At 66.5% G+C, this 15,052-nt stretch carries 12 protein-coding genes; 3 read left to right on the top strand and 9 right to left on the bottom strand.

What is annotated here, in order from left to right; translation table 11 throughout:
* Positions 1 to 107: 107 nt before the first annotated feature.
* The gene (locus AC1MEQ_RS03150) at positions 108 to 2,006 is read right to left on the bottom strand and encodes a hypothetical protein (RefSeq protein WP_479793859.1); all 1,899 of its coding nucleotides are present in this window, start codon (positions 2,004 to 2,006) and stop codon (positions 108 to 110) included.
* 161 nt (positions 2,007 to 2,167) lie between these two features.
* Between AC1MEQ_RS03150 and AC1MEQ_RS03145 the strand changes: the two genes are divergently transcribed.
* Complete coding sequence (locus AC1MEQ_RS03145) at positions 2,168 to 2,524, top strand: SPW repeat domain-containing protein (RefSeq protein WP_479793857.1); 357 nt, start codon at positions 2,168 to 2,170, stop codon at positions 2,522 to 2,524.
* A gap of 79 nt (positions 2,525 to 2,603) precedes the next feature.
* Here the strand turns inward: AC1MEQ_RS03145 and AC1MEQ_RS03140 are convergent, their stop codons facing one another.
* From AC1MEQ_RS03140 to AC1MEQ_RS03120, 5 genes are all read right to left on the bottom strand, one after another.
* Positions 2,604 to 4,250, bottom strand: coding sequence for an ABC-F family ATP-binding cassette domain-containing protein (locus AC1MEQ_RS03140; protein ID WP_479793855.1), 1,647 nt, complete (start codon positions 4,248 to 4,250; stop codon positions 2,604 to 2,606).
* A 76-nt stretch (positions 4,251 to 4,326) separates the two neighbouring features.
* Positions 4,327 to 4,782: a MarR family winged helix-turn-helix transcriptional regulator gene (locus AC1MEQ_RS03135; RefSeq protein WP_479793853.1), complete on the bottom strand. Its 456-nt coding sequence runs from the start codon at positions 4,780 to 4,782 to the stop codon at positions 4,327 to 4,329.
* Positions 4,775 to 5,920 carry an LLM class flavin-dependent oxidoreductase gene (locus AC1MEQ_RS03130; RefSeq protein WP_479793851.1) on the bottom strand — a complete coding sequence of 382 codons (1,146 nt, stop codon included), beginning with the start codon at positions 5,918 to 5,920 and terminating at the stop codon, positions 4,775 to 4,777. The genes AC1MEQ_RS03135 and AC1MEQ_RS03130 overlap by 8 nt, the downstream gene beginning before the upstream one ends.
* 126 nt (positions 5,921 to 6,046) lie before the next feature.
* Positions 6,047 to 6,745, bottom strand: a complete 699-nt coding sequence (locus AC1MEQ_RS03125) for a response regulator (RefSeq protein WP_479793849.1) — start codon at positions 6,743 to 6,745, stop codon at positions 6,047 to 6,049.
* Positions 6,742 to 8,202, bottom strand: a complete 1,461-nt coding sequence (locus tag AC1MEQ_RS03120; RefSeq protein WP_479793848.1) for a sensor histidine kinase — start codon at positions 8,200 to 8,202, stop codon at positions 6,742 to 6,744. Before AC1MEQ_RS03120 ends, AC1MEQ_RS03125 begins: the two co-directional genes overlap by 4 nt.
* Positions 8,203 to 8,347: 145 nt before the next feature.
* Here AC1MEQ_RS03120 and AC1MEQ_RS03115 point away from each other — a divergent pair, with 145 nt between their 5' ends.
* A complete protein-coding gene (locus AC1MEQ_RS03115) occupies positions 8,348 to 9,304 on the top strand; it encodes an ABC transporter ATP-binding protein (RefSeq protein ID WP_479793846.1) in 957 nt (318 codons plus the stop codon).
* The gene (locus AC1MEQ_RS03110) at positions 9,304 to 10,098 is read left to right on the top strand and encodes an ABC transporter permease (protein ID WP_479793844.1); all 795 of its coding nucleotides are present in this window, start codon (positions 9,304 to 9,306) and stop codon (positions 10,096 to 10,098) included. The genes AC1MEQ_RS03115 and AC1MEQ_RS03110 overlap by 1 nt, the downstream gene beginning before the upstream one ends.
* 492 nt (positions 10,099 to 10,590) lie before the next feature.
* Here AC1MEQ_RS03110 and AC1MEQ_RS03105 read toward each other — a convergent pair whose 3' ends face one another.
* The 3 genes from AC1MEQ_RS03105 to AC1MEQ_RS03095 form a co-directional block, all read right to left on the bottom strand.
* Complete coding sequence (locus tag AC1MEQ_RS03105) at positions 10,591 to 11,061, bottom strand: hypothetical protein (RefSeq protein WP_479793842.1); 471 nt, start codon at positions 11,059 to 11,061, stop codon at positions 10,591 to 10,593.
* A gap of 504 nt (positions 11,062 to 11,565) precedes the next feature.
* The gene (locus AC1MEQ_RS03100) at positions 11,566 to 13,059 is read right to left on the bottom strand and encodes a malate:quinone oxidoreductase (RefSeq protein ID WP_479793840.1); all 1,494 of its coding nucleotides are present in this window, start codon (positions 13,057 to 13,059) and stop codon (positions 11,566 to 11,568) included.
* A 78-nt stretch (positions 13,060 to 13,137) separates the two neighbouring features.
* Positions 13,138 to 15,000 (bottom strand): ABC transporter substrate-binding protein, encoded by a 1,863-nt coding sequence (locus AC1MEQ_RS03095; RefSeq protein ID WP_479793838.1) that lies wholly within the window; start codon positions 14,998 to 15,000, stop codon positions 13,138 to 13,140.
* Between the last annotated feature and the right edge of the window lie 52 nt (positions 15,001 to 15,052).

The raw sequence follows: 15,052 nt of genomic DNA, 5'->3' as shown, positions 1-15,052 counted from the left end.
CCCCCAGCATGGACCCGCCGGACCGGGCCGACAAGGGCCCTTCGGCCCGGTGTGTGGCACTGTACTCGGGTGGGGCGGGCTGGGTCACACCCTTGGTGTCGGACTGGTTAGTTCCCCAACCAGGCCAGGAGCCCAAACGCCGAGTAGACGTCCCGGATCTCCTGTCGCCGAGACAGCTTCGTCTGGGACAGCCGCTTGAGATATGCCACGTTGAGGGAATCGGCAAAGGGGGAGACGTCGACGGCTTCCAGGGCCGTCCGCAAGGCGGCCTGGGCGGCGGGGAGGGTCGAGACCTGCCAGTAGTTGACGCCGAGGGAGTTTGCGATCTTGACGAACTCCTGGCGTTGGGAGACGCTGACCTGTGGTTCGTCGACGTGCAGGTCGGACAACCGTTCCGGCAGGAGATCGATGGTGCGGTGGGGTGCCGAAAACGTGCTGGGGTTCCGGGGGTCCGGTTCGGGGGCCAGCGGCTTCTCGGTGGGCAGGCGCCGCATGGACGCATACGTTGCGGAGAACCTGTTCTTGTCGAACGGGTACGACTTGAGGTCGCCCGCGAAGGAATCCATGAGGTCGAAACCGATGATGTTGGCCTCGCGTGTTTCGAGGGGCAGCGCCCGCGCCAGTTGGAAGGCAGTCACCGAATACAGCGGATCCAAACGGGACCCGATTCGGCTCCACAGCATCGAGTTCTGGCCGATGTGGTAACGGTTGCGGATCTGGGAGTACATCGCATCGCCAACGAAGTCGTCCGGTGCGCCGCGGGCCGACAACTTGCGCCATTCCGCATCCAGCTGGTCGCCGATCCGTTCCCGGGCCACAGGTGTATGGATCGTTTCCCGGCCGTCAAGCGGGGGCACCATGTGCTTCATCAGGTCCGCGCTGGTGAAGGCTTGGTAGTCGAGGTCCTTGAACCGCGAGCTGTAGAAGGTGCGGAGGATTTCGCCGTAGCCGCCGCCGGCAGCCACGACCGTCGTTTCCAGTTCGCGTCCGGTGGGGCCTGTTGACGTCATGCCGCCGCTATGGAAAACGGGGGCCAACAGCCGTTCGTGGACGTGCGGCGTCGGGGTGGGGGAGAGCCCACCGCTTTGGGTGCGCTGGAGCCCGAAAATGCCTGATAGGCCGTCCGCGACATGCCGGTCGTTGGTGCCCGGGGGGCCAGAGCAGAAGAAATTGAACCGGTCCGTGCAGTCCGCCTCCACCATGGCCGCTAGCACGAGGCGCGAATCGAAGCCGCCCGTCAGGTGGGCTACCCGGAACTCGCTGGGTGCCGTGGAGATCGCCGCCACCGACTCCAGGATCTCGGCGCGAATCCGGTTCAGGGCGTCCACATACGACAGCTCCTCGGAACGCACCCTGGCGGCCAGGTCGTATTCGCGCGGTTGCGTCCCTATGGACGACGATTCCCAGTACTCGAACAGATCAAGTCGTTCGACGCCCGCATAGCTGGCGGGGGTCAGCCCGCCGTTGCCCAGGATCAGGCGCTCCAATTGGAAATCAACCGACTTCTGCGGGGCACAACCGGCCAGCTCCGCCGCCTGGACGAGCGAGACGATGTCGCTGGAGATGAAGTCCGTTCCGCCGGCGGAGTAGCGGAACACCAGCGAACCGCCGAGGGGGTCGGGAAGGCAGACCGCTTCGTTCCGGTCCTCGTCCAGAACGAAGAGGCAGCTCGGATTGGATACGTGCTCGGCCCACCAGTTGGCCAGCGCCCCCAAGCTGGACGTCAACACCTGGTCCGGGATGACGGTCGCCAGCTCGGACTTCCTGGTGACGACCCGACCCCCGCAGATGGCCGTGCCGTCGAGGATGAAGTGGCGTGTGCCGATCTTGGTGGTGGGATGGACGCTGAGCATCCCGAGTGAATCGCCGGCACGGGTGAGGTGTGGCAGTTCGGGGATGCGGCCGCTCAGGAGCACTGGTGCGCGGAGGCCGTGGGTCTCCGGGTATCCCAGCACGGATTCTGGGTCGGCTACCCGATGGCGCGAACCTGCGGCTGGGGAAGTCACTCGTTCATGATAGTCGGTGGGGGAGGATCCCCGGTCGTTGCCGGGCGCGCCGGTGGGACTTTCGGCCCTAGCGACCCCTTGCCCCCGGGTGCACGCTGGTTGCAGGGCGGATCGCGGAGACACCGCGGACACCCCGCAAGACAAGGAAGAGGAGAAGTGCCATGAAGAAATGGACTCGCTGGCAGGACTGGGTGGCAGTTGTCGCCGGTCTCTATGTCGCGCTCTCCACGAGCTGGACCGAGCCCGCGGGAGCATCGATGTCGTTCATGATCGTCGGGGGCATCCTGCTGATCGTCGTCGGCCTGGTCAACCTGTCGATGCCGGGCATGCCCGCCGCCGAATGGGTGCAGGCCCTGATCGCCCTGCTCGTGGTCGCAGCACCATGGATGGGCGGCTACTACGACGCCATGGGCGTGGCCTGGAGCAGCTGGATCCCGGGCATCGTCGCCCTGGTGGTCACCGCGCTGGCCATCAGGCCGAGCACCGCGGAGCACCACCACCACGTGGTCGCCCACTGACCGGACTCAACCGCACGACGCCGGAGCACGCCACCCCAGCAGGGGTGGCTGGCCCCGGCGTCTCGACGTGTGAGTCCGGCTACCGGACGACGTCGACCGCAACCCGCCCGGCCTCCACGCTCCAGCGCTGGTCCAGCCGCACGTTCTGAAGCAGCCGGCGGTCGTGGGTGACTAGCAGCAGGGCGCCAGTGTAGGACTCCAGCGCCTCCTCGAGCTGTTCGATCGCGGTGAGGTCCAGGTGGTTGGTCGGCTCGTCGAGGACCAGCAGGTTCACCCCACGGGCCTGAAGTAGCGCCAGCCCGGCACGCGTTCGTTCACCGGGGGAGAGGTCCCCGACCCGGCTGGCCGTCTGATCGGCCTTGAGCCCGAACTTCGCCAACAGGGTTCGCACCTCGCCCGACGCCATCTCCGGCACCACGGACTCGAACGCGTCGCCCAGCGGTGACTCCGCCGCCAACTGACCGCGGGCCTGGTCGATCTCGCCGACGGCCACGCTGGTACCCATCGAGGCGGTGCCGGTATCGGGGGTGGCCCGGCCCAATAGCAGTCGCAACAGCGTGGATTTGCCGGCACCGTTCGGCCCGGTGATCCCGATCCGATCGCCCGCGTTGACCTGCACGGATACCGGGCCGAGTGTGAAGGATCCCTGCCGCAGCATCGCCTCGTTCAGCGTGGCCACCACTGAGGACGACCGCGGCGCAGAGCCGATGGAGAACTGCAGCACCCACTCCTTGCGGGGCTCCTCCACCTCGTCCAGCCGGGCGATCCGTGACTCCATCTGCCGGACCTTCTGCGCCTGCTTCTCCGAGGACTCGGAGCTGGCCTTGCGCCGGATCTTGTCGTTGTCCGGCGCCTTCTTCATCGCGTTGCGCACCCCCTGGGATGACCACTCGCGCTGGGTGCGGGCCCGCGAAACGAGGTCGGCCTTCTTGTCCGCGAACTCGTCGTACGCCTCCCGCGCGTGACGTCGGGCCACGTCGCGTTCGGCCAGATAGGCGTCGTACCCGCCGTCATACACCGCGACCTTCTTCTGTGGCAGATCCAGCTCCACGATCCGCGTCACGCAGCGGGCCAGGAATTCGCGGTCGTGGGAGACCAGCACGACGCCGGTGCGCAGCCCCCGCACGAAGGTCTCCAGCCGCTCCAGGCCGGCCAGGTCCAGGTCGTTGGTGGGTTCGTCGAGCAGCACCAGGTCGAACCGGCTCAGCAGTAGGGCGGCCAGCGCGACCCGGGCTGCCTGCCCGCCGGAGAGTGCGGTCATCTCGGTGGCGGGTTCGAGGTCGAGCCCGAGTTCGGCCAGGGTGGCGGGGATCCGGTCCTCGAGGTCCGCGGCGCCGGAGGCCATCCAGTGCTCGAACGCGTCGGCGTAGGCATCGTCGGAACCGGGCGCACCGGAACCGAGCGCGTCGGCGCTGGACTCCATGGCGGTGGTCGCCGCGGCACAGCCGGTGCGCCGGGCCAGGTAGGCGGCGATGGTCTCGCCGGGAAGGCGTTCGTGTTCCTGGGGGAGCCAGCCGATGAACGCGCCCTGCGGGGAGGCGGCGACAGATCCGGCCTGCGGGGTGTCGATGCCGGCCAGCAGCTTCAGCAACGTGGACTTGCCCGCCCCGTTGATGCCGACGACGCCGACCACGTCGCCGGGGGCGACGGTGAAGCTCAGATCCGAAAACAGGGTGCGGTGGGCATGGCCTCCGGAGAGGTCCTTGGCCACGAGGTGGGCGCTCATCCTCCCATTCTAGGGAAGCGAACGGCCCGTTCCGGACCGCCGGGGCGGTCCGGAGCGGGCCGGGGGAGCGGTGGCGTCAGCCCTGGGCCTGCACCGCGGCGCCGAGCTTGCGGGTGAGCCGGGTGAGTTCGGCGAACTCCTCGGCGTCCAGCCCCGAGTCGAGCAGCTCGTGGATGTGGCGGACGTGCTCGCGGCCGATCTCGCGCTGGATCGTGCGGCCCTCATCGGTCAGCGTCAGCAGCACGGCTCGCTGGTCCAACGGGTCGCCGCAGCGGCTGATGAACCCCTTGGCCTCCAGCCGGTCCACCATGCGGCTCAGGCTCGGCTGGCTCAGCAACACGTTTTCGTTCAGGGCGCCGAGGCGGATCCCGTCGTTGGGGCACTTGCCCAGCGTCACCAGCACGTCGTACTCGCGCATCGTCAGCCGCTTGAACGCCGGGTGGCGCTGCAGGCGGCGCATGATGGTTACCTGCGCGTTGAACAGCGACTCCCAGGCCTGCGTCGTCTCACGCAGTGAGGCGGCCCTAGGCATGGGACACCTCGGCGGCAGCGAGGGGCACCGGAACCTCGTTCCGGGCAGTGGCGGGCTTGATGCCGGCGCGGCGCGCGGCGACGAGGTTGGCGTGGGTCGGCGGCTCCGGGTGGTCGGCCGGCTTGCGCTTGGCATACTCGGCGCGCAGCTCGGGCAGGACCAGTTCGCCGAACAGATCCAGCTGGTTCAGCACGGTCTTCAGCGGCAAGCCCGCGTGGTCGACCAGGAACAGCTGACGGTGGTAGTCGCCGAAGAACTCTTGGAACGAGAGCGTCTTCTCGATGACCTGCTGCGGGCTGCCGACGGTCAGCGGGGTCTGCGAGGTGAAGTCCTCCATCGTCGGCCCGTGGCCGTAGACCGGGGCGTTGTCGAAGTAGGGGCGGAACTCGTTGACCGCGTCCTGTGAGTTCCTGGCCATGTAGAACTGCCCGCCGAGGCCGACGTATGCCTGGTCGGCGCGGCCGTGCCCATAGTGCTCGAAGCGCTGGCGGTACAGCTCGATCAGCTGCTGGTAGTGCTCCTTGGGCCAGAAGATGTTGTTCGCGAAGAACCCGTCCCCGTAGTAGGCGGCGATCTCGGCGACCTGGGGCGTGCGGATGGAACCGTGCCAGACGAAGGGGGCGACGTCGTCGAGCGGGCGCGGGGTGGAGGTGAAGTTCTGCAACGGCGTGCGGTGCTTGCCGTCCCAGCTCACGCTGTCCTCGTCCCAGAGCCGGCGCAGCAGGTTGTAGTTCTCGATGGTCAACTCAACCGAGTCCTGCGGGTTCTTGCCGAACCAGGGGTAGACCGGCGCGGTGTTCCCGCGGCCGAGCACCAGGTCGGCACGACCGTCGGAGACGTGCTGGAGCATGGCGAAGTCCTCGGCGATCTTCACCGGGTCGTTCGTGGTGATCAGCGTGGTCGCGGTAGAGAGCGTGATGTGCTCGGTCTGGGCGGCGATGTAGGCCAGCGTGGTGGTGGGGGAGGACGAGAAGAAGGGCCGGTTGTGGTGCTCGCCGATGGCGAAGACGTCCATCCCGATCTCTTCGACCTTCTTCGCGATGGCGATTTCCGCCTTGATGCGCTCGTTCTCGCTGGGGGTGTGCCCGGTGGTGGGGTCGGTGGTGATGTCACTGACCGAAAAGACGCCGATTTCCATGCTGTGCTCCTTCGTTCCTCTGGCCTCCAGTATGCCAGACTTTATATGCATTTGCATATAAGAGCGTTTGTGGGGTGGCAATCATTCCCGCTGGCTCGGGTGAGGTCGCTCACCCGCGCCGGCTGATCAGGCGCCCGGTGCGACCAGACCGGCCTGGTAAGCGGTAATGGCCGCCTGCACGCGATTGCGTGCGTCCAGCTTGGTGAGGAGGGAGCTGACGTGTCCCTTGACCGTTCCCTCGGTCAGGAACAACCGCTTCCCGATCTCGGCATTTGAGTATCCTGCACCGAGTAGCGCCAGGACATCGCGTTCCCGTTCCGTCAGACGCTCCACAGCGGCCTCGGCCTCCCGCGGGATCGCTGAGCTGTCCCTGCGCAGGCGGTTCACCGCGCGAAGGGCGACAGCCGGAGACAGGAAGGCGGCACCGGAGGCCACCGCACGCACCCCGGCGATCAACTCCCGCGGGTCGGCGACCTTGAGCAGGAATCCTCCGGCTCCGATGCCCAGTGCCTCGTCGATGTAGTCGTCCTCGCCGAAGGTGGTCAGCATGATGATCCTGGTCTCCGGAACCCGCGTCACCAGTTCCCGGGCGGCTCCCAAGCCGTCAAGGAGGGGCATGCGGATGTCCAGGAGAACGACGTCGGGACGGAACCGGGCGACGGCATCCACGGCTTCCCGGCCGTCCGCCGCTTCCGCCACCACCTCGATTACCGGATCCGTCCCCAGGATGGCCCGGACTCCGGCCCGGACCAGGGCCTCGTCATCGGCGAGCACCACGGAGATCCTCCGGCCGGCAGCGTCCAAGGATTCGGCGGGTGTGCTCATGGTCCCTCCTGGGCGGTGAGCCGGTCCTTGGAGACGAGGACGTCTCCCCTGAAACAGAGCCGGAACATGTCCGAACTGACATCGAACACGTTGGCCCGCGCCGCGAAGTACTCGCAGCGGGACCCCGTGGGAGCGGCCGGCTCGCCCAGCATGGGGGAGGCCTCCTTGATGCTGCTGCTGGGCAGCACCGTTTCGAGCTGCCCGCGGGTCTGGCCCGGTTCGATCGCGGCATAGTCGCCGGGCGGCAGTCCGGTCATCCGTACCGTCACCAGCTGGAGGACCAGCATGACAAGCGCCAACATCACGGCCAGGGCGATCGGGAGGGCGGCGCTGCGCCATTGGAGGGAACGCGCCGTGCGCCGGGCTTCACGCAGGTCCGCTGCCGGCACCCCGGCATCACGATTCACGGAGCCCGGCACGGGCAGGTGGACCCCGTCCGGGCGGGCTCCCGGAGGCGCAGCTGCACCGCCGACGGTGGCGGCGCGGGGCAGGCGTGCGACGACGGTGAAGCCCCGGGCGTCCGGTCCGGCCTGGAAGGTCCCGCCCAGAACGGACAGTCGTTCGTCCAAGCCGGTGAGGCCCTGGCCCGCCCGGCTGTCCTGGCGTTGCCCGGCATCGGAGCCAGGCGACGCGGGGGCGTTGTGCACCGACACCGTGACGGGATCGGATGACTCGTCGTACCGCACGTCCACCGTGCCGCCGAGGGCGTACTTGGCGGCATTGGTCAACGCTTCCTGGACGACCCGGTAGACCGCCTGCCGGGCCTGTGGACTCGGTTCGGGGATCCTCGGTGGCGGCGGCGTTCGGTCCAGCCGGATGGTCGCCCCGGAACGCCGTGCGCGCTCGATGAGCTCTTCGACGGACTCGTCCGCCGGTTGCCGCGCCGCGGCGGCGCCCTCCTCGCGCAGGACCGACACGATGTCATGCAGTCGTTCAATGGCCGCCGCTGCCTGTTCGCGCACGGCTGCGGCCGTCTGCCGTTGCTGCTCCGTTGCCCCAGCTGCAACCTGCAGCGCCCCGCTGCCCAGGGCGATCAGGGCCAGGTCATGGCCGAGCTGGTCATGCATGTCCTCGGCGATGCGGGCACGCTCCCGCAGCCGGGCATGGTCGGCGATGAGCTGGCGCTCGTGGGCAGCCCGCCCGACGCGAAGCCTGCGGTATCGGCCCCACCACCACGGCAACACACACACGAAGAACTGGAGGAGGACGGTCGTGAGCCACAGGGACAGTGCGTTGCCCGGGGCCATGAAGAACGAGAGCAGCAGATTGAGCCCGGCGCCGACGCCGAAGGCGGTGAGCGCCGACGGTAGCGAGGACATCCTGCGGCCGGCCAGGTAGGCGCCAATCACTGCTAGCAGCCCCAGGAAGAAGCCGGCCGTCCCTTCGGATACACCGGTGGCCACCGTCGCCACGACGAGGACGACGGCCCAGTTGATGTCATTCCACCGGCGGTTCATGACTGTCCATGCTACCGAGCAGCCGGCCGGCGGACACCCGACGAAAGTCAGGGGTGGCCCCGCGGGATCACCGACGATCGGCGGATGTGGACGGCGCCCGGCGTCCGTAGCGTTGAAGACAACGACGACAGAAGGAGCATAAACCATGATCGTCCTGGACGGACTCACCAAACAATTCGGCGACAAACGTGCGGTCGACGGCCTCTCGGTCACGATCCGGCCCGGCCTGGTGACCGGGTTCCTGGGGCCCAACGGTGCCGGGAAAACGAGCACCATGCGGATGCTGCTCGGGCTCGACCGCCCCACGGCCGGCACGGCCCTCATCGGCGGACAGTGCTATGCGGAGCTTGCCACGCCCCTGCGTACCGTGGGGGCTCTGCTCGATCCGCGGACCGGCATGCCGGGCCAACGGGCCAGTAGCCACCTGCTCGGCATGGCCCGCAGCAACGGCATCCCCGAACGGCGGGTGGACGAGGTCCTCGCCGAAGTCGGGTTGGCCGAGATGGGCGGCCGACGCATCGGGACGTACTCGCTGGGCATGCGCCAGCGGTTGGGGATCGCCGCGGCCCTCCTGGGCGAACCGGAGGTCCTGCTCTTCGACGAACCCGTCAACGGGCTCGACCCCGATGGCGTGGCCTGGATCCGGAGGCTCATGCGTTCCCAGGCGGCCGAGGGGCGGACGGTCTTCGTCTCCAGCCACCTGATGAGCGAAATGCAATCGACGGCAGACCACCTCGTGGTCATCGGACGCGGGAAGCTGATCGCCGACGACTCCATCGACAACGTCATCTCGGGCAGCGCGCTGAACTCCATCACCGTCCGCAGCCCGCAGGCCGGTGCGCTGCGCTCTGCCTTGGAAGCAGCCGGCCTGACCGTACAGCGCACCGGCGGTGTCGAGAGGGCAGGCGCCGGGCCGGACCCGACGCCATCCCTTGCGGTCACGGGCGGAACGATGGAACAGGTCGGAGCCATTGCCTTCACCCACGGGCTGCAACTGCACGAGTTGTCCGTCAAGCGCGCCTCCCTTGAGCAGGCCTACGAGGAACTGACAGGTTCCAGCGTCGAATACAGCTCGGCGACTACTTCGAAAGGAAACCCCTAATGAGCGCCACCGCCACCGGACACGCAACACGTCGTCCCCCCGCCATCGGATATGGCCACGCAGTGGCCTTCGAATGGACCAAGCTCGCCAGCGTGCGCTCCACCTGGATCAGCCTTGCGCTGGCCGTGGTCGCCACCGTCGGCTTTTCGTGGCTGATCGGGGCGTCGGCCAAGGCGAGCGGCGACAACGGCTACGACACGTTCATGCCGGCCCCGGAGATCGCGTTCTCCTCCCTGCAGGTCTCGCAACTGCTCCTAGTCGTGGTGGCCGCACTGTGCATCACCGCGGAGTATGCCTCGGGGACCATCACGACGTCGCTGCAGGCAGTGCCGGTGCGCGGTCGGCTGCTCGGTGCCAAGGCGACCGTCCTGGCCGGTCTTGGCGGCATCTCGGGTGTCGTCCTCGTCGCGTGCGGCACCGCGGTGGCCGGCCCCAGTGCCGCGGATTTCGGGGCCTTCACGGCCGGCGATTTCGTCGCCGCGGCAGCGGGGTCCGCCTACTACCTGGCCATGCTGATGGTGATGATGCTGGGTATCGGGACGCTCCTGCGCAGCTCCGCCGGCACCATCACGACGGCCTTCATCCTGCTTTTTGCGCTGCCGCAGGTCCTGCCACTGTTCAGCCTGGCGTGGCTCCAGCACGCGATCGACTACCTGCCGACGAACGCGGCACTCGTCCTGGCCAGCGCCGATCCCGGCCCCTACGGGATGGGAGTCGCCGTGCTGGTTCTCGTGGCCTGGGCAGCCGGGTGCCTGGCTGCCGGATACGTGGCCCTCACCCGGAGGGACGCCTGAGCCGCATGGTGCAGGCAAACTGTCTACCCACTGCTGTGTCGTCCCCGCTGGGGCGTGGGGTCGGCCTGATATGCATCGCCTAATATTGACAGGGAGACGCGGGCCCTTCCGGGGATGAGCAATCGAGCGTCGCCTATCCTTCGGACACGTGGCTGGGTAGCAATCTGCCGCCGACGGTTAATCGTTCCATTCGTCGATGCCTGATGGGACCGTTTGGCGTTTCAGATTCGAAGGAATCGTTTTCGAGGGAGAGAGTCCAGTTACTCGGTTTTTGTGATAGGCAGTCGCTTTAGGTATGGATTGTGTTATCGCAAACAGCGACCCCTTTTGAGGGCTCCCAACGACTAGCCTTTGCCGCAATAGACCCCGTAGAAGATGTACGAAGGCGAAGTGGTGTGCCAGCACGGCAGCCGGGGAAGCTAGTCGTGTAAGACAACCGCGCAGGTAGACGGGGCTTCTCTACAACCTCCGGCGTTCAGGCTTCCGGGCCCTTTATTGGCTTGCTGATACTTGAGCAATCCCTAGTGCGAGCGTAGGCATACTGCCCAATATCGTTCCTGCCGCTGGTGTCCATATGTCGCGTACGAACTTCTGCCACTTGGGCCGGTGAACGTTATCAGATTGACCGGCCGCTGCGTTTAGAGCGACCCACAAATCAAAGATCGCCTTTTTTAGATCAGCTTGCCCATACACCTCTGTGTCTTCGAGATATGTCCGGAGGGTCTGTACAACTCTGAAGACATGTCCTCGCATGTCGTCACTGATCGAAGTATCCGTCGTCAATAAGTCGCTGACGTTTTGAAGCAGTCTTTTTACCTGGGCAATGCCCGCAGGATTGACAGCGGGACCTCGGGCTTCCAAGAAGATGGCAAAACCATCTAACGTGTCTATCACTTCATTTTCAAACGGACTTTCAGGCCTATCTTTAGCCACCGCCCCCAACCAGTTGTTGGGGTAGTTCATAACGGCGGCCGCCCACTTCCGAAGGGTCCGCCTGTAAGTGTCAACGCCTATACCCGCGTTTTCGAGCTCTTGAATTGCCGTCTGGCACTCAGTTATTAGTCTCATTGCAAAAATGTGTTCGTCAAAGGCAGCTGCCGGATTCGTGCTTTTGGAATAAAGTCCACGAACTATATGTGCACTCTGAGTGGGGTCACTTTTCCACTTTAAAAAGAGGCTATGGAGCTCTCGCGCAGGATTCACTATCACTACAGTGCATTTCCCTTCGGCGGTGGGCATCGGATGCAACACCTTAGTTTAGAGGCGCGAGTCAATAGGACACCGCTGTCGGACAACCGGCGGGCGTCGGCTTGATGTACGCCAATTGTTTATTGGCCAAAGCATTCCAAGGATAGTCCCGCCTACGGTAGCGAACGGGCAAAGCAACGAACTACCGCTATGGCCGTCGCCGGCCCCTCTGTCGCAACGCGTGCAGACTTTTACGGTCCCGATGCGTCCGGCCGGCGGCTACTTCAGATCGAGTGCCTGGTTGGTGGCGGCGGTGACGTCGGCCAGCAACGACGGGTTCTCATTGAGCTTGGTGCCGAAACTCGGGATGATCTCGGTCAGCTTGGACTCCCAACCGGCAAAGCTCTGCGGGAAGCAGCGGCGCAGGACCTCGATCATGATCGGGGCGGCCGTCGAGGCGCCCGGGGACGCACCCAGGAGGCCGGAGATCGAACCGTCAGCACTGGTGATGACCTCGGTGCCGAACTGCAGGACACCGCCGCGCTGCTTGTCCTTCTTTATGACCTGGACGCGCTGGCCGGCTGTGATGAGCTCGAAGTCGGCACCGTTCGCATTCGGGTAGTAATCGCGCATGGCCGTGTTCTTGGCCTCGCGGCTCTTCAGGACCTCGGTGACCAGGTACTTGACCAGGCCCATGTTGTCCTTGGCGACGGCAAGCATCGGGATGAGGTTGCCGGGACGGACCGAGGTCACGAGATCGAGGTAGGAACCCGACTTCAGGAACTTCGGCGAGAAGCCGCCGTAGGGGCCGAACATGAGCGAGCGCTTGCCGTTGACGAAGCGCGTGTCAAGGTGGGGGACCGACATGGGCGGGGCGCCCACCGACGCCTGGCCGTAGACCTTGGCATGGTGGCGGGCGATGACGTCCTCGTTGGTGCTGCGCAGGAACTGGCCCGATACCGGGAAGCCGCCGAAGCCCCTGGCCTCGGGGATGCCCGCCGCCTGCAGCAGGTGAAGGGCGCCGCCGCCGGCACCGACGAAGACGAACTTGGCGTTGACGGTCCGCTTCTCGCCGGTGGCGTTGTTCTTCACCGTAAGCGTCCAACCGGTGCCATTGCGGTCCAGGCCGGTGACCTTGTGGCCGAAGCTCACGTCGACGCCGTCCTCGCCCAGGTTGCTGGTCAGCTGCCGGGTCAGGGAACCGAAGTCGACGTCGGTCCCCCCGACCACGCGGGATGCGGCCACGCGCTGTGCCGGATTGCGCCCCTCGGCGACCAGTGGGGCCCACTCGGCGATGGTGTCCAGGTCCTCGGTGTGCTCCATGGTCTCGAACAGCGGCTGGGCGCGCAGCGATTCGAAGCGGGTCCTGAGGTAGTCGGCGTGGGTGTCTCCGAGGACGAAGCTCATGTGCGGCAGCGGGTTGATGAACGAGCTGGGGTTGGTGATGCGCTTCCGGTTCACCAGGTGGGTGTAGAACTGGCGGGAGACCTGCCACTGTTCGTTGATGCCGACGGCCTTGGCCGGGTCGACCTTGCCGTCCTTGCCCATCGGCGAGTAGTTCAGCTCGCACAGGGCGGAGTGCCCGGTTCCGGCGTTGTTCCAGGGGTCGGAGGACTCGGTGCCGGCCTGGTCGAGATTCTCGAACAGGGCGATGCTCCAGCTGGGCTCCAGTTCCTTGATGAGCGTGCCCAGCGTTGCACTCATGACCCCACCGCCGATCAGTGCGACATCGACGTTCATTGAGGGGGTTGGGCTGGGCACAGGATTCTCCATCCGACGACTCTGGTGGCTTAAGCCAAGGTTAGCGCGGTCGGTTCATCCCGATGAAATCAGCGGGCGCCTCCGGAGGACTCAGGTGGCGAGCGTCACGCGGTCGAAGGACTCGTCCAGGGTCGGGCTCGTGGGGTAGCGCAACACCGTTTCGTTCGCGGCCACGGCGGAAATCGGGTAGGCCAGCGGCAGGGCCGGGATGTCCTTGGTCAGCTGCTCGCCGATCTCCTGGTAAACGGCGGCACGGGCGTCCCCGTTGGGCATCGAGCGGGCGGTGACGATCTTTGCGCGCAGGGCGGGAGCCGCGTAGGTGAACTCCGCGGACGTGGTGCCGAAGAGGGTGCCGATGAAGTTGTCCGGATCCCGGTAGCCGCCGTTCCAGCCGAGCAGGTGGAACCCAGGGATGCGTCCCTTCGTGACACTGTCCAGGTAGCCGTCTTCCCAGTCGATGGGATGCGGCTCGATGTTGAATCCGACGGCGGTGAGCTGGGCGCTGAGGGTCGCATAGATTTGCTCGGGCAGCGGCAGGTAAGCGCGGGTGACGTTCAGCGGATACGAGAACGGGATCGATTCGCCGTCGTAGGTGGATCCCTTGAGCAGCTCGCGGGCCTTGCCGGGGTCGTATCCGTAGTAGGTCGGCCCGTCCGGGACACCGAGGCTGGGTGGCACGAAGCTCTTCGCTTCCTTGGTCCCCGCGATGAAGTACGTGTCGATGAGTTTCTGGCGGTCGACGGCGTGGGCCATGGCCCGGCGGATCGCGTCCTCCTTCAGCAGGGGGTTCGCGCGGTTGACCCCCAGGTACAACACGGAGAACGGGTCCCGCTGCAGGACCTGCTGGCCCTCGCGGACGAGATCTCGCAGTTCGCCGACGGTGACCATGTCGTAGGCGGCGACCATGCCCCGGCGCAGAGCCAGCAGCCGGGATGCGGGGTCGCGCAGGACGTGGAAGCTGGCCTTGGCGATCTGGGTGCGGTGACGCCAGTGGTCCGTGTTGGCGACGAGTTCGGAGGAGTTCCCGTCTCCCCTACGGTATTTGTAGGGGCCGGTGCCGACGGGGTGCTTCCCGAAGCGGGTCGCGATCTGTCCGGCATCGTCGCGGATGGCCTCGTCCGCCTTGTACTTGCGCAGCGCGGACGGGGAGGCGATCCCGAATCCGGGCAGGGTCAGCGCCTCGATCAGTCCCGTGATCGGCTTCGTGATGGTCAACACGAAAGTGTGCTTGTCCGCGGCCCGGCACGTCTCGTAGTAGCTCGCGCTCACGGTCTTGACCTTCGCGGACGGGCCGAGGTCGTTACCGGCATCGGCCTTTGTGCCCGTGTCCTTGGCAGTGCTGCCGGGGGCTTCGGACTCGGTGGCCGACTTGGTATCGGGTGCCACGCTGGTGTCCGTGGCGGGCTGCACCTCATGGTGGTGGAACACCGATTCAAAGGCCTGCCCCGGCTGTCCGCCGAGAACGGCGGGGAGCTCGGCCCAGCGTTTGAAGTTGTGGACCACGGCCTGGGCGTTGAATTCCGTCCCGTCGTGGAAGGTGACGCCCTCACGCAGCGTGAAGGTGTAGGTCAGGCCGTTGTTGCCCACTTTCCACGCGGTGGCCAGGCCGGGGGTGGGTGCGCCCGTATTCGGGTCCACGCCCACGAGCGATTCGAAGACCTGCCGGGTGATGCGGAACGACTCGTTGTCCGCCGCTAGTGCGGGGTCCAGGGTCGCCGGGGACGCCGGGGTTCCGAAGCGGAACTCCAGGTCCTTCACGATGGTGGCGGACGGAGCGGCACTGCTGGGGAGTTCCTCGGGAGTCGTGGCCTTCGTGCAGCCCGCCAGGCCGGCCACGGCCAGCGATCCAAGCCCCAACACCATGCGCCGCGAAGGGCGGGCATTGCCGTCGAGGCCCATCTGGGCTGGGACCCGTCGGCCTGCGGCGTCCTGGGGGAAGTCGGTGGACTCCACGCTCGTGTGCTCCTTGCCTGCGGGGCTCCCGCGGGATATTGCGGGTCGGTCA

The sequence above is a fragment of the Arthrobacter sp. ASL1 genome (genome assembly GCF_056680475.1).
This window is presented reverse-complemented; position numbering and strand designations above follow the sequence as displayed.